Origin of the sequence: Paraburkholderia sp. (assembly GCF_036488795.1) — a bacterium.
Lineage (GTDB): Bacteria > Pseudomonadota > Gammaproteobacteria > Burkholderiales > Burkholderiaceae > Paraburkholderia.
This window is the reverse complement of the sequence record NZ_DASXHA010000146.1, coordinates 1-23,066: the sequence shown is the minus strand read 5'-3', so window position 1 is coordinate 23,066 and position 23,066 is coordinate 1. Positions and strand designations below refer to the sequence as shown.

General features: G+C 60.6%; 23 protein-coding genes and 1 pseudogene. 23 read left to right on the top strand and 1 reads right to left on the bottom strand.

The window, feature by feature from the left end:
* Nucleotides 1-368: 368 nt before the first annotated feature.
* The 12 genes from VGH41_RS21755 to VGH41_RS21700 all read left to right on the top strand — a co-directional run bounded on the left by VGH41_RS21755 (nt 369) and on the right by VGH41_RS21700 (nt 9,382).
* Nucleotides 369-1,535: an RNA-directed DNA polymerase gene (locus tag VGH41_RS21755; RefSeq protein WP_331599653.1), complete on the top strand. Its 1,167-nt coding sequence runs from the start codon at nt 369-371 to the stop codon at nt 1,533-1,535.
* Nucleotides 1,536-1,738: 203 nt separating this feature from the next.
* Nucleotides 1,739-2,680 carry a hypothetical protein gene (locus VGH41_RS21750; protein WP_331599652.1) on the top strand — a complete coding sequence of 314 codons (942 nt, stop codon included), beginning with the start codon at nt 1,739-1,741 and terminating at the stop codon, nt 2,678-2,680.
* A complete protein-coding gene (locus VGH41_RS21745) occupies nt 2,677-3,852 on the top strand; it encodes a hypothetical protein (RefSeq protein ID WP_331599651.1) in 1,176 nt (391 codons plus the stop codon). Before VGH41_RS21750 ends, VGH41_RS21745 begins: the two co-directional genes overlap by 4 nt.
* Complete coding sequence (locus VGH41_RS21740) at nt 3,849-4,049, top strand: hypothetical protein (RefSeq protein WP_331599649.1); 201 nt, start codon at nt 3,849-3,851, stop codon at nt 4,047-4,049. The genes VGH41_RS21745 and VGH41_RS21740 overlap by 4 nt, the downstream gene beginning before the upstream one ends.
* Nucleotides 4,046-5,029: a phage Gp37/Gp68 family protein gene (locus tag VGH41_RS21735; RefSeq protein ID WP_331599648.1), complete on the top strand. Its 984-nt coding sequence runs from the start codon at nt 4,046-4,048 to the stop codon at nt 5,027-5,029. The genes VGH41_RS21740 and VGH41_RS21735 overlap by 4 nt, the downstream gene beginning before the upstream one ends.
* Entirely contained in the window at nt 5,026-5,661 is a 636-nt protein-coding gene (locus VGH41_RS21730) for a hypothetical protein (protein ID WP_331599647.1), read from the top strand. The genes VGH41_RS21735 and VGH41_RS21730 overlap by 4 nt, the downstream gene beginning before the upstream one ends.
* Before the next feature lie 2 nt (nt 5,662-5,663).
* Entirely contained in the window at nt 5,664-5,876 is a 213-nt protein-coding gene (locus tag VGH41_RS21725; protein WP_331599646.1) for a DUF4224 domain-containing protein, read from the top strand.
* Between the two features lies 1 nt (nt 5,877).
* Complete coding sequence (locus VGH41_RS21720) at nt 5,878-6,930, top strand: tyrosine-type recombinase/integrase (protein WP_331599645.1); 1,053 nt, start codon at nt 5,878-5,880, stop codon at nt 6,928-6,930.
* A 571-nt stretch (nt 6,931-7,501) separates the two neighbouring features.
* Nucleotides 7,502-7,822 (top strand): N-acetylmuramoyl-L-alanine amidase, encoded by a 321-nt coding sequence (locus VGH41_RS21715; RefSeq protein ID WP_331599644.1) that lies wholly within the window; start codon nt 7,502-7,504, stop codon nt 7,820-7,822.
* 27 nt (nt 7,823-7,849) lie between these two features.
* The gene (locus VGH41_RS21710) at nt 7,850-8,134 is read left to right on the top strand and encodes a hypothetical protein (RefSeq protein ID WP_331599642.1); all 285 of its coding nucleotides are present in this window, start codon (nt 7,850-7,852) and stop codon (nt 8,132-8,134) included.
* Nucleotides 8,135-8,420: 286 nt separating this feature from the next.
* Complete coding sequence (locus VGH41_RS21705; RefSeq protein ID WP_331599640.1) at nt 8,421-8,723, top strand: DUF4148 domain-containing protein; 303 nt, start codon at nt 8,421-8,423, stop codon at nt 8,721-8,723.
* 116 nt (nt 8,724-8,839) lie between these two features.
* On the top strand, nt 8,840-9,382 hold the full coding sequence (locus VGH41_RS21700; RefSeq protein WP_331599639.1) for a YbaK/EbsC family protein: 543 nt from the start codon (nt 8,840-8,842) through the stop codon (nt 9,380-9,382).
* Between the two features lie 140 nt (nt 9,383-9,522).
* Here VGH41_RS21700 and VGH41_RS21695 read toward each other — a convergent pair whose 3' ends face one another.
* A complete protein-coding gene (locus VGH41_RS21695) occupies nt 9,523-10,347 on the bottom strand; it encodes an aldo/keto reductase (RefSeq protein ID WP_331599638.1) in 825 nt (274 codons plus the stop codon).
* A 409-nt stretch (nt 10,348-10,756) separates the two neighbouring features.
* Between VGH41_RS21695 and VGH41_RS21690 the strand changes: the two genes are divergently transcribed.
* The 11 genes and pseudogenes from VGH41_RS21690 to VGH41_RS21640 form a co-directional block, all read left to right on the top strand.
* Nucleotides 10,757-11,452 (top strand): GntR family transcriptional regulator, encoded by a 696-nt coding sequence (locus VGH41_RS21690; protein ID WP_331599637.1) that lies wholly within the window; start codon nt 10,757-10,759, stop codon nt 11,450-11,452.
* A gap of 27 nt (nt 11,453-11,479) precedes the next feature.
* Nucleotides 11,480-12,736 (top strand): S-methyl-5-thioribose kinase, encoded by a 1,257-nt coding sequence (mtnK, locus tag VGH41_RS21685; RefSeq protein ID WP_331599636.1) that lies wholly within the window; start codon nt 11,480-11,482, stop codon nt 12,734-12,736.
* A gap of 60 nt (nt 12,737-12,796) precedes the next feature.
* Nucleotides 12,797-13,876, top strand: a complete 1,080-nt coding sequence (mtnA, locus tag VGH41_RS21680) for an S-methyl-5-thioribose-1-phosphate isomerase (protein WP_331599634.1) — start codon at nt 12,797-12,799, stop codon at nt 13,874-13,876.
* On the top strand, nt 13,873-14,547 hold the full coding sequence (locus VGH41_RS21675; protein ID WP_331599633.1) for an L-fuculose-phosphate aldolase: 675 nt from the start codon (nt 13,873-13,875) through the stop codon (nt 14,545-14,547). Before mtnA ends, VGH41_RS21675 begins: the two co-directional genes overlap by 4 nt.
* 47 nt (nt 14,548-14,594) lie before the next feature.
* The gene (locus VGH41_RS21670) at nt 14,595-15,692 is read left to right on the top strand and encodes a sugar ABC transporter substrate-binding protein (protein ID WP_331599632.1); all 1,098 of its coding nucleotides are present in this window, start codon (nt 14,595-14,597) and stop codon (nt 15,690-15,692) included.
* A 103-nt stretch (nt 15,693-15,795) separates the two neighbouring features.
* Nucleotides 15,796-17,346: a sugar ABC transporter ATP-binding protein gene (locus tag VGH41_RS21665; protein ID WP_414696697.1), complete on the top strand. Its 1,551-nt coding sequence runs from the start codon at nt 15,796-15,798 to the stop codon at nt 17,344-17,346.
* Nucleotides 17,343-18,344 (top strand): ABC transporter permease, encoded by a 1,002-nt coding sequence (locus VGH41_RS21660; RefSeq protein ID WP_331599630.1) that lies wholly within the window; start codon nt 17,343-17,345, stop codon nt 18,342-18,344. The genes VGH41_RS21665 and VGH41_RS21660 overlap by 4 nt, the downstream gene beginning before the upstream one ends.
* Nucleotides 18,345-18,457: 113 nt before the next feature.
* Complete coding sequence (locus VGH41_RS21655) at nt 18,458-19,468, top strand: dihydroxyacetone kinase subunit DhaK (RefSeq protein ID WP_331599629.1); 1,011 nt, start codon at nt 18,458-18,460, stop codon at nt 19,466-19,468.
* Nucleotides 19,469-19,482: 14 nt separating this feature from the next.
* Nucleotides 19,483-20,109 (top strand): DAK2 domain-containing protein, encoded by a 627-nt coding sequence (locus VGH41_RS21650; protein WP_331599628.1) that lies wholly within the window; start codon nt 19,483-19,485, stop codon nt 20,107-20,109.
* A 180-nt stretch (nt 20,110-20,289) separates the two neighbouring features.
* Nucleotides 20,290-22,077, top strand: coding sequence for an ESPR domain-containing protein (locus VGH41_RS21645; protein WP_331599626.1), 1,788 nt, complete (start codon nt 20,290-20,292; stop codon nt 22,075-22,077).
* A 406-nt stretch (nt 22,078-22,483) separates the two neighbouring features.
* Nucleotides 22,484-23,066 (top strand): annotated as a pseudogene (locus VGH41_RS21640) (hypothetical protein); the annotation flags it as partial.

The following is a 23,066-nucleotide window of genomic DNA, read 5'->3' as shown; positions in this document are numbered from 1 at the left end:
GATGTCGAGGTGTTCAACGATCTGTTCCGAGTCTGCCGTGACATGCACATGGTTTCGACCAAGCTTTACGCACGTGCCACGGAAATTACCGGATCAATCGGTCGTCAGGCTGGTGGATGGAGGAAGAAGTCCGCATCGTCGCCCGTTGCATCACCGTCACGGCGGTAATGCCTGTGCGATTTTCTAATCTGGTCACACCGCTGTCTCACGAGGACACCGCCATGCACATCAAAGATACCGCCGGGAGCAACCGGGCTTGGTCTTGTGCAGTTTCCCAACTGATCGGCGACAGCCTTCGGTCGGGCGATGTAGATAGTGTGAACGACCGCAGTACTCGGCCAACAACGCCTGGAACCAGAACTTCAACAATGGCAACACCAACAACTGGAACAAGGACAACAAAGCCGGCGCGCTCGCCGTCCGCAGATTATTACGATGCGCCCCTTTCCTACGAAGATCTCGTCGTCGCCTACTTCGATTGCCGGCGCACAAAGCGCAACACGCGCAACGCGCTGGCATTCGAGTGGCACCTCGAAAGAAACCTGTATCAGCTGTACGTCGACTTGATCGACGGCACGTATCGGCCGGGCCGCTCGATCTGCTTCGTGGTGACGCGCCCGAAGGCGAGGGAAGTGTGGGCGGCTGACTTCCGCGATCGTATCGTGCACCACGTGCTGTACAACCGCGTCGGCGCCCGCTTCGAAAACGCGTTCATCGCGGATAGCTGCGCGTGCATCGAGGAGCGCGGCACGCTGTACGCCGCGCGTCGTCTCGAAGCGAAGATCCGGAGCATCACGCAGAACTGGTCGCGGCCGGCCTTCTACCTGAAACTCGATCTGGCCAACTTCTTCGTCAGTATCGACAAGCGGATCCTGCGCGACCAGCTCGCACGCAAGATCAGCGATCCGTGGTGGATGGATCTCACCGAGACGGTACTTTTCCACGACCCGCGCACCGATTTCGAATTCCGGGGCGACGCGGCGCTGCTCGACCGCGTGCCGCCGCACAAGCGTCTGACGAATCAGCCGGACCACCTTGGCCTGCCTATCGGCAATCTGTCGTCGCAGTTCTTTGCGAATGTCTACCTCGATGCGCTCGACCAGCGCGCGAAGCATCACCTCGGCGCGCGGCATTACATCCGCTACGTCGACGACTTCATTGTTCTGCATGAGTCGGCCGACTGGCTGAACCGTGTGCTCGCCGATGTAACGAGCTTTCTGCCCGCGCGCCTCGGTGTGCAGATCAACCCCAGCAAGACGATTCTTCAGCCGATCGCGCGTGGCGTCGATTTCGTTGGGCAAGTCATCGAGCCATGGCGCCGTTCGACGCGAAAACGCACGCGGAACGAAGCATTGCGCCGCGTGGCCACGGTATCGGCCGAGAAGTTTTTGCAAATTACCAACTCATATTTTGGACTTCTCGGGCAAGCGACCGCCAGTCATCACGATCGCGCAGCTCTGGCAAACGTCGTGCGTGGACGCGGCCACGCTATCAACCATGCGCTGACGAAGACTTATCGAGGGCGGTTCCCGTGAATGACCGCGAAGCCCACATCTACATGGCCCGCGCTTATCTAGCGCAGGCGCGCGCTGCCCGGCGGCATCCAGGCTGGCACGCGAAGCTTTTGATGTGGGCAGCGCAACGCAGGAAGGCCGCGCAAGGCCCGGTGTTATTGGGCGATGCACGCGGACAAGGTCAACTGTTTTAGCTGCCTGACGGCATACCGAGAGAGATAGAGATGAAAGACATTCTGGAGCGCATCGCCGACTCGAGCCCGACCGAGAGCTCGCACGAACTGATCTGCCGCTTGCGCGATTGCGCGCACGAGATTGAGAAGTTGCGCGGCATGCCAAGCACACAAGCGAACGTAGATCCGGACGGCCAACAGAACTTCTTCGGCGTGGCTCCGGGCGCGCCGATGCCGGATTACACCAATCTCGAAGGTCTGCGCGAAAAGCTGCTCGCGGCGCGCGAGATCGTTCGCGACGAAGACGGTTGGCTCACCCATCCGGACTTTCCGATCTGCGACGAGGATGTGCGCGCCGACAAGTTCCTCGATGCATTCGGGATCGAATCGCATTTCGTTGGGATGGACGGTGACGCGGACCAAGCATTCGTCGACCGTTATTTCGAGGAAGGCGAGTCCGACTGCACACCATGGACGCCTACGCCGCCCAATGGCGAAGGTTGGATGCTGCTCGAGATATACCCGACCGAAGACGGTCCGTATGCACTGTTCGCGCGCCGGGCGCAGCCCGTGAAGCGTCTTAGCAAGCGGGAGTTGCGCGATTCGATTCTCTCCGACATTCGTAGCTTGTCCGGCGCCCATGTGCAAGTTGTGCCCCAAGCATGGCAAGACGTGACAGCCGAGCGTCAGCGGCAAGTATCAGATGAAGGATGGACGCCAGATCATGACGACCGGCACGTTAATTTCGAGATGACACTCTCGGCGGCGTATTACGCAATTTATACCGCCGGCGCGGCGTTGCCAGAACCATCCGAAAACTTCCCATCAAAGCGATATGTCCTGTTTCAACATGCAGATGCGCTATGGCCGTGGGATGACATGTCGCGCAAACCCACAGGTGCTCGGAGCAATCTCGTCAAAGCCGGTGCACTGATCCTCGCTGAAATAGAGCGCATCGATCGCGCAGCCGCCCCTACGGGAGACGATAAATGACTGACGAAAAAATCTCCGCACTCAAGCAAGCCGCGCTCGCTGCGACGCCGCAGGAAATCGACACTGCCGAATCAATCGACCGATTCAACGACGGCAGCCACCTCGAATGTCCGACTTGCGGCGGCGACGGATGCGTGCCGCGCGAGTCTGATTTTTGTAACTACGATGGCGAAGCTATCGGCGTTCAGTTTTACGGTGCCGGCAATACACCCGGCGCGGCAGAGGTATATCTCCGTGCAGCAAAACCCGCCAATGTGCTCGCGCTGATCGCTCGTCTCGAAGCCGCCGAATCTGCTCTCGCATCCAAGGCCGCACCAATAGCGACAGAGGATCTGTTTGAGCGCGCGCTGGCTGAGCTCGTCAACAAGATTGATACCGGGCTGGACTCGGGTGACCTTCTTCAAGATGCCCGGCGAGCCTCCGCGGCGATCGATGCGATTCTAAAGGGCGGCGACCTTGTGGCCTGTGCGCACAACTTCTTTCGCGAGAACCCGGACAGATACGAAAATTCCATCGAGTTCCGTATCGGCTGGGACGCGTGCCTGGACGCCATAGGCGAAGCGCGCAAGGCCACCCCTCCCGCTCCAATAGCATCAGCCGATGAGGCGGCCACCCGATCGGAGCCAGTGATTTCCAATGCGCTACATCCGGACACGGCGAAACTGGTGCGCAGGTTCGCGCGCGTGCTTGCCAATAAGTTGCTAGCCGCGCAACGGAAGTGCGGCTACTCGGACAACTGGAAGCGCGACGATTGGGCCGATGAGTGCCGAGCCGAGCTGATGCGCCATGTTCAGAAGGGCGATCCGCGCGATGTTGCAGCCTACTGCGCGTTCCTGTGGCATCACGACTGGTCTACCACATCCATCACCTCGGGCGCAGGTGCAAAAGGGACGATCTACGTTTGGTTTGCGGGCGATCCCGATAATCGGTTCATCCGCGCATGGACCGACGACGCCGAGAAAGTTACCGCGCTGCGGGACGCCATCGGATTGGAGCCCACGCGATACAGCCCCGATGCCACCATCGCCGCCCAACTCAATGCAGCCTACACCGCACTAGATGCAGTAACAGACTGGGCAAATCAGGAAGGTGCGGAGGATGAAAGCGATGCTGGTGCGCGACTGCTCGCAATGCTGCTGAAGCATGGTGTGCACCCGCGGGCTGCGACATGACGCTCGACCAGCTCTACATGTGGCACCGCGAGCAGCAGGAGCGCTACGAGCACCTCGCGGAACACAACAAAGCCAATCTGCCCGCAGTCTATAAGGCGTCGCTTAAGCGCACGTACGAACGGCAGGCGAATTTTCATACCCGCGCCGTCGCGCTGCTGAAGTCACTGCGCGCCGCGGCAATGGAGAAAGCGCTATGAGCGAGAACACCAAAATCGAATGGTGTGATGCGACTTTTAATCCCTGGGAAGGTTGCCAGAAGGTCGGGCCGGGTTGCGATCACTGCTATGCGGAGACGCGCAATGCGCGCTTCGGCGGCGGTGTCGCGGTCAACTGGGGGCCGGCCGCACCGCGGCGCCGCACGTCGCCGGCGAACTGGCGCAAGCCGGTTGCCTGGAATGCTGCGCACGCCGAGTTCTTCGCCCAGCACGGACGCCGGCAGCGGGTGTTCTGCGCATCGCTCGCCGACGTGTTCGACAACGCTGTGCCGAGCAATTGGCTGTGCGATCTCTTCGAACTGATCTGGCAAACACCGCATCTGGACTGGTTGCTGTTGACAAAACGAATCGGCAACGCGAAAGAAATGATTGACTTCAGCCTGCGCATGATCGGACGCGGCATAAACACGCCGTGGCCTTGGTCGAATGTCTGGCTCGGCGCGACGATCGTGAATCAGGCCGAGGCCGATCGCGACATCCCGAAGTTGCTCGAAGTGCCGGCGCGCGCGCGCTTCCTGTCAATGGAGCCGTTGCTAGGACCGGTTGACCTAACGTCGATCCCCTGGGGCGGTCGCCGCGTGTCTGTTCTGCAAGGATGGGCGAACCCGGAGCACGGGCTGCACTGGGTAATCGCCGGCGGCGAAAGTGGCCACGGTGCGCGGCCGATGCATCCGGACTGGCCACGATCATTGCGAGATCAATGCGAACTCGCCGGTGTGCCATTCCTGTTTAAGCAGCACGGCGAGTGGGCGCCTGGATCTGGCGACTTCGGCGCCGGCCGCTTTGTTACGGCCGCGCTCGCCCTCGACGGTCGGATCGTCGCCGATGCATATGACCCGACCAGCTATCCACCGGGTGCGACGAGTGCCGACGGATGGGCGATGGTGCACCGCGCCGGCAAGAAAGCCGCAGGCCGCCATCTCGATGGCCGTACGCACGACGAATTCCCGGAGGCCAAGTGAAAGAGCGCCCTATTCTCTTCAGCGGCGATATGGTGCGCGCGCTGCTCGACGGCAGCAAGACGCAGACTCGGCGCATTGTGAAGCCGCAGTTTGAGCGCGAGCCGGTCGATGTGATCGACGGCGTGCCGAGTTGGGACGCGCCGACTAACTATGACGGCGAAGTTCAAATGAACACGACGCGCGGCAAACCATGTCCCTATGGCGTGCCCGGCGACCGCCTGTGGGTGCGCGAGTCATTCTGGGGCTGCGACATGCCGGGCTATGGCGATCAGCCTTGCGTGGTCTACGAGGACGAATGGCGCGGCAAGGAATATCACGCTGCCGAGGTTAGGCCGTATGCCCGTCGGTTCGGACACATCCCGGGTATTCACATGCCGCGCGACGCATCGCGCGTCCTGCTCGAAGTGACCGGCGTGCGCGTCGAGCGGCTGCAGGACATCAGCGAGACCGATGCCATTGCGGAAGGCATCACCAAGACGCGGGCTGGGTTCTGGAGCACATACGGCCGAAGCGGCGTAGATGGCACCTACTCGCCAGTCAGTTCGTATCGCTGCCTGTGGGATTCGATCAACGGCCCGGAATCGTGGGACGCCAATCCGTGGGTGTGGGTGGTGGAATTTCGGAGAATTTAGCGATGGATTCAATGTTCCTGACCGACGAAGAATTGACGGGCTTGACCTGCAAGCAGCGTAACTCCGCGCGCATCCGCGTCCTGAATAGCATGGGCATCCAGCACAAGATCCGGCCGGATGGATCAGTTGCCGTTCTGCGTGCGCATGTGGACCGGTTGTTTGGCGAGAAGTCCGGAAAGTCTAAAATAGCTGAGTGGCAACCATCCTGGGTCTGACATGCCGCGCCCCAAAAATAAAGAAAACCAAGGCCTTCCGAAGCGATGGACGCTCCACCATGGCGCCTACTATTACCAGGTGCCGGTGGGGCTTGAACACGCCTGGGACGGCAAACGCAAGTTCCGGCTGGGCGACAACCTGCCGGAGGCGTATCGGGTCTGGGCGGACCGGGTAGGGCGGCTGGACAAGGTCAGGACGGTCGGGCAGTTGCTTGAGCAATACGCTCTCGAAGTGATCCCGACGAAAGCGCCATCGACGCAGACGCAAAACATCGCCGCGATGAAGGAACTGCTGAGTGAGTTCCGCGGCGCGCCGCTCACGGCCATTGAGCCGAGCGTGATCTACGGCTATCTCCGAAAGCGGACCGCCAAGGTGTCGGGAAAACGGGAAGTTGAAGTGCTATCCCACGCTCTCACGAAGGCTATCGAATGGGGCTACATCAAGACGCATCCCTTCGCGTGGCAGATGCGCATCGAGTCAGAACCTCCGCGCACGCGCTATGTTGAAGACTGGGAGATTGTCGAGTGCCTGTCGATCGACTCGAAGCGTAAGAAGGGTAGTGTGCTGGCCGTGCAATCGTATATCCGGGTCAAGTTGCTGACGGGGATGCGCCGCGGCGATTTGCTGCGGCTGAGCATGTCCGACCTGCGAGACGATGGAATTCACCTAACGCCGAACAAGACAAAGAAGTCGACCGGTAAGCGGGTAATCATCGGGTGGTCGGAAGAATTGCGCGAAGCGATTGCCATGGCGAAGGCGGCACGTCCTGTGCAGATCGGACCTTTCCTGTTCTGCAACCGCGCGGGCGAGTGCTATATCGACGAGACGACGGGCCGCGCCGGTGGATGGGAGTCGCTGTGGCGCGGATTTATGGCGCGCGTACTGAAAGAGACGAAGGTGACAGAGCGCTTCACGGAGCATGATCTGCGGGCTAAGTGCGCGAGCGACGCGGAGACGTTGGCGCACGCGCAGCAACTCATGACGCACGCCGATAGCAAGATAACGGAGCGCGTTTATCGCCGGAAACCGGAGATGGTGAAGCCACTCAGGTAGGTGGCCAGGTGGCCGAAAAGTGGGTTATTCGCGGCATTGGGTACCCGATAGATCAAGGCTCAGCGGGCGCTTTCTGAATCTACAATAACCCACACGGTAACGACGAAAGCCTTATTTGGCGGTGCGAAGCGTAATATAAGCGTACCGGTTAATAACCTATCCGGGGTTCGAATCCCCGTCTCTCCGCCAGAGATTTATGCAAAACCCCGTAAGCGCAATCGCTTACGGGGTTTTTGTTTTTCTGGTCCGGTAAATGGTCCGTTGCCGAGCAAGGTTTCAGGGCTACCTCGTTGAGTTCGATTGCCGCTTGAGATCCGTTGCGCGTTCGCGACGCTCCGCTAGAAATCCGGCTAGGTCCGGTGGGCGCAGGCTCCGTCGCCGCTGCAACGTCATGTGCACCACAGCGAGCCCCCCGGAGCAACGTGAACGATCTGTATGCATATCAGGAAATCAATTCGTTGTGGAGTCTGGTCGATCTAGTTGGCATATAGGACGCCGCGGCGCTGATCGCCGGATTTGACCCGCGCTCCATGTCTTCGAAGGCCGGGATATTCGGTTCAAGGGTGAGAATGTGCACAACTACAACACGGGAGTTATCGGCATAGTGTTGCTAGAGAACCTGTCCGCCCCGGACGAAGGCCGCGACGCGGTCGCGATGGTCCGTAAACTTCTCGATGCCATTGGTTTCACCGAGCGTCCAAAAGTGCCCGCAAAGCAGAAGCAATCGCTCGAAGCGTTCATTGCCATTTTGCGAGAGTTCTTTTACATCGATACGCTTGGCGGTCATCGCGAGTTCCCTGGTCAATTGGGAGAGGGCAAGATTTGTCCCGGCAACGTTGGCTTGAAACTCGTAAAAGAACTGCGGAAATTGACTGGACTGAGTGCACGATGAAGACTCCCCGGAAATGGCTGATGACAGTTGCCAGTACCTGCATCGCCATCGTGTGTCTCCTACACGGGTTATGTCAATTCGTATCTCGATCACGAGGCGCAGATCACGTTCTTCCTGAAGCGATACCCGACGTTGCAGGCGAAGTTCTACGACCCGTTTGCGAACGAGGGGGATGACGCACCGGTCGACCAGTTGTCGCCGGTCAATCGCGCACGCTTTGCTGATTATTGCAAATACCGGTTTGGGATTGTCGATCGCAGCGCCGGGGCACTAGAGGATTGCGAAACGAAAGTTCGGGACTATTTGCGGTAAATATCTACTGGCGGACTTTGAAGGAACGAGGTCCGCCAGTCGCCTGTTTAAATCTTCTCACGGCGCTACCTCGACACTCACTTCACTCGCTAAAGCATCACCCATGCGGTCGATCGCCACATCCCCCTCAATCTAAAAAAACCTTCACGCTCTCGAAGCGAGATCGACAATTGTGCCCTCTATGCTTGTAAAGCAGCAGGCATCGCGCAGTACGAGCCACCGGCCACCGCAATGCTAGCTGTTGCGCGCCAGAAAGCGCCAAGACAGACACTGGAGGAAGACACTCATGAAGATCTCGTTCAAACACGCGGTTCCCATTGCTTTGATGATGACGAGCGCCTATGCGATGGCTGACGGTCAGCTCACGCCGCATCAATGTCATGCGTATCCATTCGTGCATGCTGATGGACCGGTGACGCATCGCGATCTGATGCGCGAACTGACCGAACTCGAATCGGTCGGTTATCGGCCGGGCGTCGACAACTATTCTCTCGACATCACGCAAGCGCGCGAAAAGCTCAAGGCGAAGTACGACCAGGATTGCTTGCCGAAGCAGCCGGCGGCGTCGCTGCCGTCAACCAACGGCTAACAGGAAGCGCACGAGTGTATGGCGTGCCCCGCAGCGATCAAGCGGGGCACGCCCCGTGACGGGCAACCAGAAAATTGACCCGTTAGAATAGAGGCAAGCCAAACAGCCTGCCTGCCATGCACTCACACGAATCCGTTCAGAAGCTGGACATCATTCCAGCCGATCAGCTCGCCGGGCATCTGCCCGCGCACGTCATCGCGCATTTGCCGCCCAACGAAGTGGTCGTCTTCGCCGTCACTGACGACGCCTCGGACACGGCCGCATTTAGCGCGCGTTACGGCTTCGGTCTGGAAGATTGCGCCAACACCATCGTTATCAAGTTCAAGAAGGATGGTGCCGAGCAATACGCCGCGATCGTCACGCTCGGCTCGCTGCGCCTCGACATCAACGGTGCGGTAAAAGCGCATCTCGGCGCGCAGCGGCTCTCGTTCGCGAAGCGGGAAGTGGCGGTCGAACATAGCGGTATGGAGTTCGGCGGCATCACCGCGTTCGGCGTGCCCGAAGACTGGCGCATTCTCGTCGATGCCGCAGTGATGGAACGCACCCAGGTGGTGATGGGCGCCGGCGTGCGCGCGGCCAAACTGCTCTTGCCACCTGCCGTGTTGCGCAGCTTGCGAAACTGCGAGGTCGCGCAGCTTACGTTGCCCGCTGAGGCCTAAAGCACGGCGTCGCAAGCCAACTCGTGGGCTAACGCAATGGCTAGCGTAAGCGCCAACGCACGGGCCACCGCATTGGCTAGCGCAAGGGCCAATTCATGGTTAACGCAAGCACCAATGCGAGGGCCAACTCGCGTGCCCGTTCACACGCTAACAGCCGCAACGATCTGCTTGCGCAACGCCGCGTCGGGATATCGACCCACGCCGGCATGCACGTTGTCGATCATGTACTCGGGTTTCCCAGTGCCCGGAATCACGCACGTGACCGCCGGATGCGCGAGCACGTATTTCAACAGCACCTGCGCCCACGAGGTGCAGTCAATCTCCTGTGCCCAATCCGGCAACGGACGGTTGCGTAAGCCAGCAAGAAGGCTGCCGCCGCTGAACGGCTGATTGATCACCACGCCAATGCCGCGCTCCGCCGCCAACGGCAAGAGGCGGTCTTCAGCGGCGCGATCGTCCGCTGAATAATCGATCTGCACGAAGTCGATTTTCTCCGAACGCATGATTGCGTCCACGTCGCCGAAAGCGCTAGGCGTGTAGTGCGTAATGCCGATATAGCGAATCCGGCCGCTCGCTTTCCAGTCGCGCAGCGTAGCGAGTTGCGTGCGCCAGTCAAGCAGGTTGTGAATCTGCATCAGGTCGATGCGTGGCTGCTGAAATCGACGCATGGACTCTTCCATCTGTGTAATGCCGGCCTCGCGACCTTGCGTCCATACCTTGGTTGCCACAAAGACTTTCTGATGCGCGTTCAGGCGTGTGAGCAGGGTGCCCGCCACCGCTTCGGATGAACCGTACATCGGCGACGAATCGATCACCGAGCCGCCCGCTTCGAAAAGCACCTTCAACACCTCGGCGAGCCGCGCCTGCGCTGCGGCGTCGTCGCCTACATCGAAAGTGCGCCACGTGCCGCAGCCGACGACCGGCAGCAACTCACCTGTACTGGGAATGGGACGTTTGTTCATCATGGGAAGTGGGGCGCTTTGCGCGTTCACCAATGAACCAAAAGGCAATGCGATGGCGCTGCTTGCTGCAAAGCGCAAAAGCTTGCGGCGGCGCACACTCAATGCGATCTTCAAACCCGATCTCACGTGTAACTCCTTTTTGCGGGTTGCCTTGTGACGAGGCTCCCCCGCTATTTGCCAATGCACAAAAACCTCTCAGGAAGCCAAGAAGGCGTGCCGCTGGCAGCAGCTTTGCTGCACTCGCACATGATGATTAGTTTGCCGAATCATCTGCAAAGATAGCGCAAAGGCTAACGGCACCGCATTTCGAAAGTAAGGGTATGCCCCGAAAAAAATCATCAGACGTCTGATGTATATTGAATTTCACGCGGACTTTCAGCCACGAGCCATGCGCCTTAGCGTCGATCGATCCATGAGCGAGATGATCCAGGAATCCCTGTTGACGATGATTCGTGAACGCGGCCTCAAACCTGGCGATCAGATCCCCACGGAGCCGGAGTTGTGCGAGCTACTGGGCGTAGGCCGCTCCAGTCTGCGGGAAGCCGTGGCGCAGATGATTTCAGACGGCTTGCTGACGCGCGTGCAAGGCAGGGGCACGTTCATCAGACAAATCGCCTTGAAGCTGCAAGGGGGGCTGGATGATCTGATGTCCGTGACGGATATGATCAAAAGCGTGGGCGCGGTGCCGTCAACCAGCCGCATGCAGGTCAAACCCATCGCCGCATCAGAAAGCCTTGCGCATAAGCTGGATTTGCAGGTGGACGACCCATGCATCTGGATAGAGCGCGTGCGGCGCGCCGACGACGCCATCGCAGCCTATTGCATCGACATCGTACCGAAGGCGTTGTTCGACGCGACCGGCATTGAACTGGGCGAGTCGCTGTTCGCGTCGTTTGCAAGGGCGGGTTTGCGTCTGTCGCATACGCATAGTTCGATTCAACCGACCATCCTGACCTCGCGTGACCTGCCGGAACTGCAGGACGGATTTGGTCTCTTCCTGCTGATCGACGAGGTGGATTTCGACCACACCGGCCGACCCATCTGTTACAGCAACGACTACTACAACACCAGCATTTTCAAATTCGATCTGGTGCGCAAGCGCCGCTGAGCCGTCTTCTATACGTAGAGGAGAACCATGGAATTTGAGGCGTTGACTTCTTCCGAGCTGGCGGCTTACCTGAGGCGTGTGCCTGCAGTCAACGCGCTGCTCGGTGACGACAGCGAACTGGACGTCGTCGAAGTAGGGGACGGCAATCTGAATTACGTGTACTTTGTCAGCAGCACGAAGGCGCCGCAAAAGAGCGTCGTCGTGAAGCAGGCGCCGCCGTTCCTGCGTCTCGCGGGAGAAAGCTGGCCTTTGACACGCCAACGCATGGAGCACGAGGTCGCCGCATTGCGCCGCTTCGGCGCGCTGTGTCCGCAGCATGTGCCCGAGGTGTATCACGCCGACAGTGAATTGTTTCTGATGGTCATGCAGCGGCTTGCGTCGCATCGCATCTTGCGGCAAGGGCTCAAGGACGGCATCGTCTACCCGAAGCTTGCCGGGCACCTGTCCACGTACATGGCGCATACGCTGTTCTTCGGCTCGGATCTCTTTCTCGATGCTGAGGTCAAGAAGCAGGCAGCACGCGCAGGCATCAACTGCGAACTCTGCAAGATTACCGAAGACCTCGTGTTTACCTACCCGTTCGAGGATCATCCGTCGAACGTGTATAGCCCTGCATTGCCTGCAGAGGCAATTGAACGGCTTCGTCAGCATGCGCCTTTGCGCAGCGCAGTCGCGCAGATGAAGTGGGCCTTCATGAGCCGTGCTGAAACACTGCTGCATGGCGACCTGCACACGGGCTCCATCATGGTCAATCAGGACGAGACCTATGTGATCGATCCGGAGTTCGCATTTTACGGACCAATGGGTTTCGACGTCGGCGCGTTTCTAGCGAATCTGTTGCTCGCTTTTTTCTCGCGCGACTGGCATGGCCGCACGGGCAGCGCGGATCCGCGACCCTATCAGGCGTGGCTCCTCGAACAGGTCGCCGAGGTCTGGAACCGCTTTGCCGCAAAGTTCCTGGATTTGTGGCGCGAGCACGAAATGAAGAGCGGCAAGTCCTTCATTGGCGGCCCAACTGGCAGTGCATGTGCCGAGGCATTCCGCGTCGATTTCATGCGCGCTCTGCTTGCCGACACGTTGGGCTTTGCCGGCTGCAAGATGATCCGGCGCATTGTCGGCATGGCGAAGGTGGCGGAAATCACCTCGATTCCTGATGCAGTGGCGCGCGCGGCAATCGAAGTGCGCTGTCTGCAATGCGCGGAAGCGATGCTGGTGCAACGCGCGTCACTGACGCGCATCGAACAGGTGGTCGAACTGGCTCAAGAGATTCAGGCAGGGCGTTGAACATTGAGCGCGCCGCCGCGCTGCGCTAGTGGAAACAGATTCAACCGATACGGAGAACGCATGGCTTCGCAGTCCCCTTTCCCGACGCTTCCGGCCACCATCGCCTGGCGAGAGGACGCGCTTTATCTTCTGGATCAGACTCGCCTGCCGCAAGAGAGCGTGGTCGAGCGCGTAACGACGGTTGAAGAAGTCTGGCGCTGGATCCATGAATTGCGGGTGCGCGGCGCGCCGGCCATTGGCGTAGCGGCAGCGTATGGATTGTGCGTCGCGATGCAACCGGCCCGCCAGGGGACGTTGGGCGAATTCCACGCCGCGCTAAAGCAGCACGCCGCCTATCTGGATTCGGCTCGTCCCACAGCGGTCAATCTAAGTTGGGGCCTCAAGCGCCTGATGCGGGTCGCGCAACGTGCGGATGCCGCAGACGCCAAGGCCCTATATGAGCTCCTGGTCGCGGAAGCTGTGCAGATCCATGAAGAAGACCAGGCCATTTGCGCCGGCATCGGCGAACACGGTTTGTCACTTATCAAGCCAGGCTGCGGCGTGCTCACGCATTGCAATGCCGGCGCGCTGGCGACAACCGGTTTGGGCACGGCGACCGCGCCGCTTTACATGGCGCATCAAAAAGGCATCGCGTTTCGCGTCTTTGCCGACGAAACGCGTCCCTTGCTGCAAGGCGCGCGCCTCACGGCTTATGAGTTGCAACAAGCCGGACTCGACGTGACGCTGATCACCGACAGCATGGCAGCTTCGATGATGGCGCAAGGGCTCGTGAATGTCGTGATCGTCGGCACCGACCGGGTGGCGGCCAACGGTGACTTCGCCAACAAGATCGGCACCTTGAGCGTTGCGATTGCGGCGCGCTATTACAACATTCCGTTCTACGTCGCTTGCCCGTCGTCGACGCTCGATCTGCAAACCGCATCCGGCGCCGACATCGTGATTGAAGAGCGGCGCGACCACGAGGTGACGCATCTGGGCGGACGCGGCATTGCGCCCCCTGCCATCCGGGTGCGCAATCCCGCTTTCGATGTGACGCCCCACGACCTCGTGACGGGCTTCATCACCGAGCGTGGTGTGGTCGAACAGCCCTTCGAGAAGAATCTTGCCGCACTGTTCGCTGCGGGCGGAGGGGCATCGTGAACCCGGCAGCGAGCACGGAGACCGCGTTGCGCGAGGCCGTCATCGAAACGGCCCAGGCCATGGAGCGCCTTGGCATCAATCAGGGCACGTCAGGCAATGTGAGCGCGCGCTGGCAGGACGGCTTGCTGATCACGCCGAGCGGCGTGCCCTATGACCAGCTTCACGCCGGCAGTATCGTCTGGCTGCCGCTGGATGTGGCGGACGATGCCGAGGTGTTTCGAAGCCAACGTCCCTCGTCGGAATGGCGCTTTCATCGCGACATCCTGAGGAGCCGCCCCGACATCCATGCGGTCGTGCACACCCATTCGAACGCGGCGACCGCGCTTTCGATTCACGCTCGGGACATTCCCGCGCATCACTACATGGTGGCCGTAGCCGGTGGCAATTCGATCCGTTGCGCGCCGTATGCGACTTTCGGCAGTCAGGCGCTGTCGGATCATGCCATCGCGGCACTGCAGGACCGCACCGCATGCCTGCTTGCCCATCACGGCGTGATTGCACTCGGCCACGATCTGGCACGCGCATTGTGGCTCGCAAACGAAGTCGAAGTACTGGCGCAGCAGTATCTGCTGGCGTCACAGCTCGGCACGCCACCGGTTCTATCGGATGCCGAGATGAGCGAAGTGATCGAGAAGTTCAAAGGATACGGGTTGCGCAAGCAAGAAAAGTAGCAACGAAAAGAGAAGGACTTTCACCACTTACAAAACCGGAGACGGTCATGGCCTGGAACTCAACAAGATTCGACGTATGGACGAAGTTCGGTACACCTGCGGCAACGTTGGTGCTATGTGCAGCCGCAGCGTTGAGCGGCTGTTCGAAGAGCGATAACTCGTCCACGCCCGCCGCGTCGGACGCAGGAGCCGCCAGTTCCAGCGCGGCCGCTGCGACCCCCGCGCCGGCCGGCAAGGTGAAAGTGGGCTTCTCGATTGCCACGCTCAACAACGCATTCTTCGTCGGCCTGAAGGCGGGTGTCGAAAAAGGCGCCAAAGATCAGGGCTTCGATCTCGTGCAAACCAATGCGAACGGCGACGCCCAGCAACAGGTCAATGACGCGATCAATCTGCTGAGCCAGGGCGTGACGGCGCTGGTGCTCAACCCGATCGATTCGAAAGCAATCATCCCCGCAGTGGAAAAAGCCAATTCGATGAACATCCCCGTGTTCATGCTCGACCGCGGGTCGGACGGCGGCAAGGTGACCTCGTTCGTCGCGTCGGACAATGTCGCGCTAGGCAAGACCGCGGCGGACTGGATCGCGCAGCAGTTGAAGACCCGCTATGGCTCGGAGAAGGGCAACGTGGTCGATCTGATCGGTCTGGTCGGCACGACGGCGGCCACCGATCGCGAGAAAGGCTTTAGCGACGAAATCGCCAAGTATCCCGACATCAAGGTGGTGGCACGTCAGGAAGGTGCCTTCGATCAGGAAAAGTCGCTTAACGCGATGACCAACATTCTGCAGAAGTACCCGCAAATCGACGCGGTATTCGGTGCGAACGACGACAACACCGTAGGCGCCGAAAAGGCCATCGACAACGCGGGCCGCTACAAGCCGCTTGGCGACAAGGAACACATCATGGTGATCGGCGCTGACGGTACGGCGCAGGCACTGTCGGCGATTCGCGCGGGCAAGCAGGACGCGACGATTTCACAGAATCCGATCGAAATGGCGGCCAAGGCGCTGGATTTCATCAAGGACTACAACGACAAGAAAGATGTCCCGGCGAACTACGCATGGCCGACGTTGCTGATCGACAAGTCGAATATCGATTCGGACGAGACCAAGAAGTATGGGCTCTGGTCGGAGCAGGTCAGTCAGTAAGTCTTCAGGAGCACAGTGCGTGCGCCTCGCATGCACGGGCAGGAACGAGGCGCACGCACGGCAGAGACGGGACGCAATCATGAAGAGCGAAATGAGTGCGCAGATGGGCGCCGGTCAGGTTCAGCCGGGTGCTGGACACGCAAGTGCCACGGCGGCGAGCGCTGAACCGCCGCTTCTGCGGATGACCGGCATCGTCAAGCGTTTTCCTGGCGTCGTCGCGTTACGCGGCGTAAGCCTCGAACTGCATGCCGGACACGTGATGGCGATCGTCGGCGAGAACGGCGCCGGCAAGTCGTCGTTGATCAAGACGCTATCGGGCGCTTACGAGCCCGACGAAGGCACGATCGAAATTGATGGTGTGCCGCTCGCGCGCGGCACCCATGCGGCCATTGATGCGGGTGTGGCGGTGATCTATCAGGAACTCTCGCTGATCAACGACATGACGGTCGCCGAGAACCTGTTTCTAGGCCGCATGCCTGCCCGTCACGGCATGGTGTTGCATGGCAAGGCCGACGAGCACGCGCGTCAGGCACTCGCACAAGTTGGACTTGAAAACATTTCGCCACGTATGCGGTTGGGCGATCTGCCGCTCAACAAGCGGCAACTCGTGGAGGTGGCGAAAGCGGTTGCGCGCGACGCCCGCATCCTCGTGATGGATGAGCCCACTGCCGCGTTGCAACGTGGCGATATCGCCAATCTGTATGCCGTTGTGCGGCGTCTGCGTGCTGCGGGCATGGGCATCATCTTCATTTCGCATCATCTCGAGGAAGTGTTCGAGCTGGCCGACTCCGCTGTCGTGATGCGTGACGGCGCAACGGTCGGCGGACGTCCCATGTCGCAATGGACCGAGTCCGATCTGGTGCAGGCGATGGTGGCGCGCACGCTGGATTCCTTTTACCCGTGGGAGCCACGCGATTACGGCGAGGTGGTGCTCGAAGCGCGTCATCTGGCGAGCGCTCCGGTACTGCGCGACGCGAGTTTCAGCGTGCGGGCGGGCGAGATTGTCGGCATTGCGGGCATTGCCGGAGCAGGACGCACGGAATTGCTGAAGACGATCTTTGGCGCGTTGCCGTCAAGCGGCGGCGAGGTGCTGATACGCGGCAAGAAGGTCTCGATCCATTCGCCCACCGAAGGCGTGCGCAACGGTGTCGTCTACACCGCAGAAGATCGCAAGCTCGAAGGGCTCGTGCTGGAAGCGAGCATCGAAGAAAACGTCGCGCTGTCGAGCCTGCGCGCGCTGGCGACGGCGGGCTTCGTCAACAGCGCGAAGAAGCGCGAACTCGCGCGGCAGGCGAGCGCGCGCTTTGCGGTGCGTGCCTCCTCGGTGTTGCAGATGACGGGCGAGCTGTCAGGCGGCAATCAGCAGAAAGTGATCCTGGGCCGCGCGACCGCGACGCGACCCGCCGTGATCATGCTGGACGAACCCACGCGCGGCATCGACGTCGGCGCGAAAACCGAAATCTATGCGCACATGGTGTCGATGGCGCGTGCGGGCGCGGCCGTCATCATGGTCAGTTCGGAATTGCCGGAATTGCTGGGCATGTCGGATCGCGTGCTCGTCATGTATCGCGGCAGCATCGTCGCGGAGCTCCCGCGTGAAAGCGCCGATTCCGAAACAGTTATTCAATGGGCTACCACGGGAGTAGGGGCATGACCTCCACTGCAGCGAATCAAGCGGAATCGGAGGCGCTGTCGCGCCGCCTCGTCCGGCAGTTGCGCAGCGGCATTGGACCGTTGCTGGCGGCGCTGATCCTGATCTGCGTCGTGCTGTCGATCGCCTCGCCGGAGTTTCTCACCACCAGCACGCTGACCAATGTGATGGTGCAGGTGTCGGTGGTGGGGATTGCGGCGGTCGGCGGCACCTTTGTGATCATTACCTCCGGGATCGATCTGTCGGTCGGCTCGCTGGTTGCCCTGAGCGGTATGGTGGCGGCTACCGTGATGGCGGGTTCGGCGCCGGGCGCGGTCGGACTCGGCATTGCGGGTCTCGTGGTGGCGCTGGTGGTGGGTGCGGTGGTCGGTGCATTGAACGGCCTGTCCGTCGCGTTTTTGCGGCTGGTGCCGTTCATCGTGACGCTCGCCATGATGGCGATGGGCCGCGGTCTCACGCTCGCCATCTCCGACGGGCGCACCAAGTTCGATTTCCCCAATGCGTTTACCGCGTTTGGCGCCAAGACCTTCGCGGGTCTGCCTGCTCCGATGATCGTGATGCTCGTTGTGTTCCTGATCGGCCACGTGCTGTTGCGCAAGACCACCTATGGACATCAGGTGTTCGCCGTAGGCGGCAACAAGGAAGCGGCGCGGCTCGCGGGGATTCCGGTGCATCGGGTGATCTTCCTCACCTACACGCTGGCCGGCTTCACCGCCGCGATTGCGGGCATCGTGCTGGCCGGCCGCCTCAATTCAGCGCTGCCGTCCGCGGCAAACGGCCTCGAACTGCAGGTCATCGCCGGCATCGTGATTGGCGGGACCTCGCTTGCGGGCGGGCGCGGCTCGATTGTGGGGACGTTCATCGGCGTGGTGCTGATCGGCGTCATCAACGTGGGGCTGTCGCTGCTAGGCGTGAATCCGTTCTGGACGCAGTTCATTCAAGGCGGCGTCATTTTCGCGGCCGTATTGCTGGATGCGGTGAGTCAGCGTCGCAAGCTTTGAGGACGGTTGCGCAAGCTTCGGTGTGACGAGCAGGCGGCATGCGTGCGCGCAGCAGCATGCCTCGAGAAACAACCTGCGACGAGTGAATCGGCGCAATTCAAGGAGAGCAGATCGTGCGGAAAATCATCAATCAGCCGGACAACTTCGTCGACGAAGTGGTGGATGCGTTGTTGCTGGCGCATCCACACTGGATCAAGGCAGCCACTGCGGATCGCCGCGCGCTGGTGCGCGCCGACGCGCCGAAGAAGGGTCGTGTGGGCATTGTCACGGGCGGCGGCTCCGGACATATGCCGGGTTTTCTCGGCTACGTAGGCGAGGGACTGTGCAGCGGCGTGGCGGTGGGCAATGTGTTTTCGTCGCCATCGTCCGAGCAGATTTATGAAGCCACCAAAGCCGTGGATGGCGGCGCGGGGGTGCTGTATCTATACGGCAACTATGGCGGCGACGTTTTCAATTTCGATCTCGCGGCGGACATGGCCGAACCCGACGGCATCGAAATCAAGACCGTGCTGTTGAGCGACGACGTGGCGTCCGCGCCCGCTGAGCGCAGTGCGGACCGGCGCGGCGTGGCAGCGATGGTGTTCGCATTCAAATGTGCTGGCGCGGCGGCCGAGCGCGGCGATTCGCTTGAAGAGGTGGCACGCATCGCCGCGAAGGCGAACGCGCAGTGCCGCACGATGGGCGTAGGTCTCTCGCCGACCATCCTGCCCGCCGCGGGTAAGCCGACCTTCACGCTGCCGGATGGCGAAATGGAAATCGGCATCGGTATTCACGGCGAGCCGGGCTCGCATCGCGGGCCGCTGGAGACGGCGGATCAGATCGCCGATCGCCTCACGGGCGCAATCCTCCCCGATCTGGCTGCACCCAAAGGCGCGCGCGTCGCGGTTCTCGTCAACGGCCTGGGCGCGACTCCGCTCGAAGAGCTTTACCTGTTGTATCGCCGCGCCGCGAAGACGATTGCGGACCAGGGGCTGACGATTGCGCGCTCGTATGTGGGCGAATACGTGACGAGCCTGGAGATGGCGGGCGCCTCGATCACGGTGATGCATCTGGACGACGAACTCGAAGCGCTGCTGCAGGCGCCGGCGAACTCGCCGTTTTTTCGCGAAGGCACGCAAGTGTGACAGGAGGATCGACCATGAGTGTTTCCTGCAACGAATTCAGGGATATCGTCACGCGCGCCCTAGGCGCGCTGCCTGCGCACGCCGACGAGTTGCGCGATCTCGATGCCGCGCTCGGCGACGGCGATCTCGGCATCACGGTCCAGGCGGGGTCCGCGGCCGTGATCAAGGCGCTGGCCGCGCTGCCGGACACGGCGAGCGTTGCCGATGTGCTGCTCGCGGCGGGCAAGGCGTTTTCGACGGCGAATCCTTCGACGTTCGCCGCGCTGGTGGGCGGCGGTTTGCTGGCGGCATCCAGAACGATGACCGGCAAGGAGCCAGTCGGCAAGGCGGAGGTCGTCGAAATCGGGCGCGCGGTGGCCGGACGAATCGCGGAGCGCGGCAAGAGCAAGCTGGGCGACAAGACCGTGCTCGACGCGCTCGTGCCGAGCCTCGACACGCTCGAAGCGACTGACGGCACCGCTGCCGAATTGCTCGCGGCGATGATCGCGACTGCGCAGGAACAGGTCAATGCGACCGCTGATTTGCGCTCGCAGAAGGGCCGCGCGGCGTGGGTGCAGGAGCGCAGCGTCGGACACGCGGATCCGGGTGCGACGGCTTATTTGCGGTTTTTGGGGGCGCTCAAGGAAGCGACGACATCATGATGTGAAGTCTTGTTGCTCGGATCCGGTGGGACGTCGCGTCAGCAATGAGAGAAGTCTGATTTCATCGATGGTGTTGTGCCATTGCTTGCTTTGACAATTCTTTGCTTCCCGGTGCTAGGGCGAATCGGGCACAGCCGTTAGTTTACGAAACTTGATTGTTTCGTATAACGAACCGGCTCAATGAACAAGAACAACTATCGGCTGGTGTTCAGCCGGATTCGAGGGATGCGGGTTGCCGTCGAGGAAACGGCGACGGGTGTTGGCGGGACTGCGGTTCGCGGGCGAAAGTCACCGGGTTTGATCTCTCCCGCAGACGGTACCGACCTGAAGGGTGCGGTGATCGCCAGCGGCGCCGATGCATCGAAGAACAACCTGTCCACGGGCACGCTGACATTCAGCAATATCCAGAACCAGTCGAGCTACGACGCGCACTCAGGCGCCGTCAGTGCGGGCGTGACGACCGGCGACGGCGGCGCGAACTACAGCACGCATGGCAACACGTCGGGAAGGAATGCAGGCGGTGGTGCGCCGATGCTGAGCCAGGACGACAGTGGCAGCGACAGCGCGAGTACGCGCAGTGGCATCAGCGCGGGTACGATCAGCGTGATCGACGCGGCTAACCAGACGCAGGACGTTGCGAGCCTGAACCGCGACACGTCGAATACCAACGGCACGGTGGCAAAGCTGCCAGACGTGAACAGCCTGCTCGACCGGCAGGCCGACATGATGGCGGCGGCGAGCGCGGCGGGCGAAGCGGTCTCGCGGCGCATTGGTGACTTTGCGGACGCTCAGGCGAAGGCAACGGGCGATCCGGGGTGGGATGAGGGCGGCGCGTACCGCGCGGGAATGCAGGCGGCAGGCGCGGGGCTCGTGACCGGCCTCGCGGGTGGCAATACGCTCGGCGGTGCGGCAGGTGCCGGGATCGCGTCGATTGCTGCGGGCAAGCTGAACGATCTGAGCGGTGCAATCGCAGGATCGAATCCGACCGGCAACGCAGACATGAACGCAGCGCTTGGCAACATCGTGGCGGATGCGATTGCGACGGGTGCGGGTGCGGCGGTGGGTGGCAATGCGGGTGCGTTCTCGGGGTATGACGTGGACCGGTTTAACCGGCAGTTGCACCAACCGGAGAAAACGAAGGCCCAGCAGATCGCAACGGTAGCGAACGCTCAAGGGCTCACTAACACCGATGGATCGCCGATGACGGCGGCGCAGATCGAGAACGCCATGCGTGCGGGAAACAATAGCCAGTATGGTGAGATCGCTGCGACAGGCGTTGTCGTGCCGTTGACCGCGAATACGCCTGCGGGCGCAGTTTATGACACTGCCGGGATGAAGCTGGTGACGGACAGCACTGGGAATTATCTGGTGCAGGACCCGTCGATGTTGGCGACACCGTCAAAAGCGCTGCAAGACTTGATTACCCAGAACACCGGCGGCTCAGATTCGCCGTATAGCTGGAATGCGCCAGCTACCCAAAATGCAACCGGGCCAAGGATCGATGCTTCTGGGCCGTTCATTCCGGCGGCAAATGGCTGCATTACGGCTGAATGTGCGGCCGGCATGCCCAATTCAGATCCACGCAACAATCCCGACGTTAGCGTGCAGGCGGGCTTTCATGTGCCAGTCTCTCCAGGAATCGCTGTCGGCCCGAATTTCTCGTACACGCCTGGTGATGGTTCGGCTTCCCTTAAGCCTGACGTCGCAATCGGAAGTTTGGGAGATTTCGGAGCAAGTATCAATTTTTCGGGCGATTCACGTTATTCAGGTCCAACGTCGGTCGGGGTGGGCATTGGCAAATACTTTGGCGTCCAAGTAGTCCCGAGTAATGTAACGGCGTGGCAGGAAAAATCCTGGTATGACGCGACACGCTACATAAATGGTGTTTCAATCGGTATCGGCGCGGGCTTCAGTACACCTGTCAACGCTTCGGTCGATCCGACCTATCAATCTCCGGTGAAGCGATGAAACCATTCTTTCAGACAACGCTTAGCCCTTCAGCAGGGGCGCTCGTGATTGGATTGCTGATTATCGGTGTACTTGTGGTCTTTGCTTTACTGCCCGCAATTTCGCGAATAGCTGATAGAGGCGGGGGTCGGCTAATTGCACAAGCGCGTGTGGTCGCATCGTTTGGTCAGTCGGCTTTCCGTTCAGGAGGCGCGTTTTATAGATTCAGCGTCTACGAGCAGCGCCTTGTTGTGTGCTTTATAGTTGCGCGCTCGTATTCCTACAAGGACGTTCGTCTAGTGCAAGAGAAGTATGTACACCGGGGAAAATTGACTGTAGATCTTGAAGGCTCTCGGGTTGTCCTATGGGGCAATGCCGAGAGTCTCAAACGCCTAGCGACCGGCCTGTCCGAACGGATATCAAATAAATGACGGCTATACCGTTCGGTGGGATTCTTAAGGCCGGCAGAATTACGGTTCGTTACAACCGGCAGTTGTACCCTGACGAGCGGCAGTGGGCGAAAGATAATGCCACGCAGTTTGCACAGTTCTACGTGGACAAGACTGGTCAGTCAATCACGGCGGATCAGGCGCAAAACATGTTGCTGGCGAACGGCTATCGGTTGGTCGACTCGGCAGCCAGCAAGGGGCCTAGTGGCGACGCAACTGCGGTGGCGTTTATTAGCCAGAACAGCAACGGGCTGTTCACGGCGACGCCGGCGGAGTACAACAGTCCGTTCATGTATGGCAACAAGGACGGTTCGCTGATGCCGGAACAGAATGCATTGCCAGGCCACGACGCACATCCACAGATCGGCGTGGCGGCAGGCGCGGGCGTTGGCTTGGTCGCACTTGGTGCTGTTGCTCCGGCTGTTGCCACGGCATGGGGGCTGGGCACGGCATACGACTTTACTGGGGATGCGATCAGTCATGCTATGGGACTATCACCAGATCCGCCGGACTTTGCGAAGTCGTTCACGGTTGGTGGGGATAACCGGAGCGATGACCCCT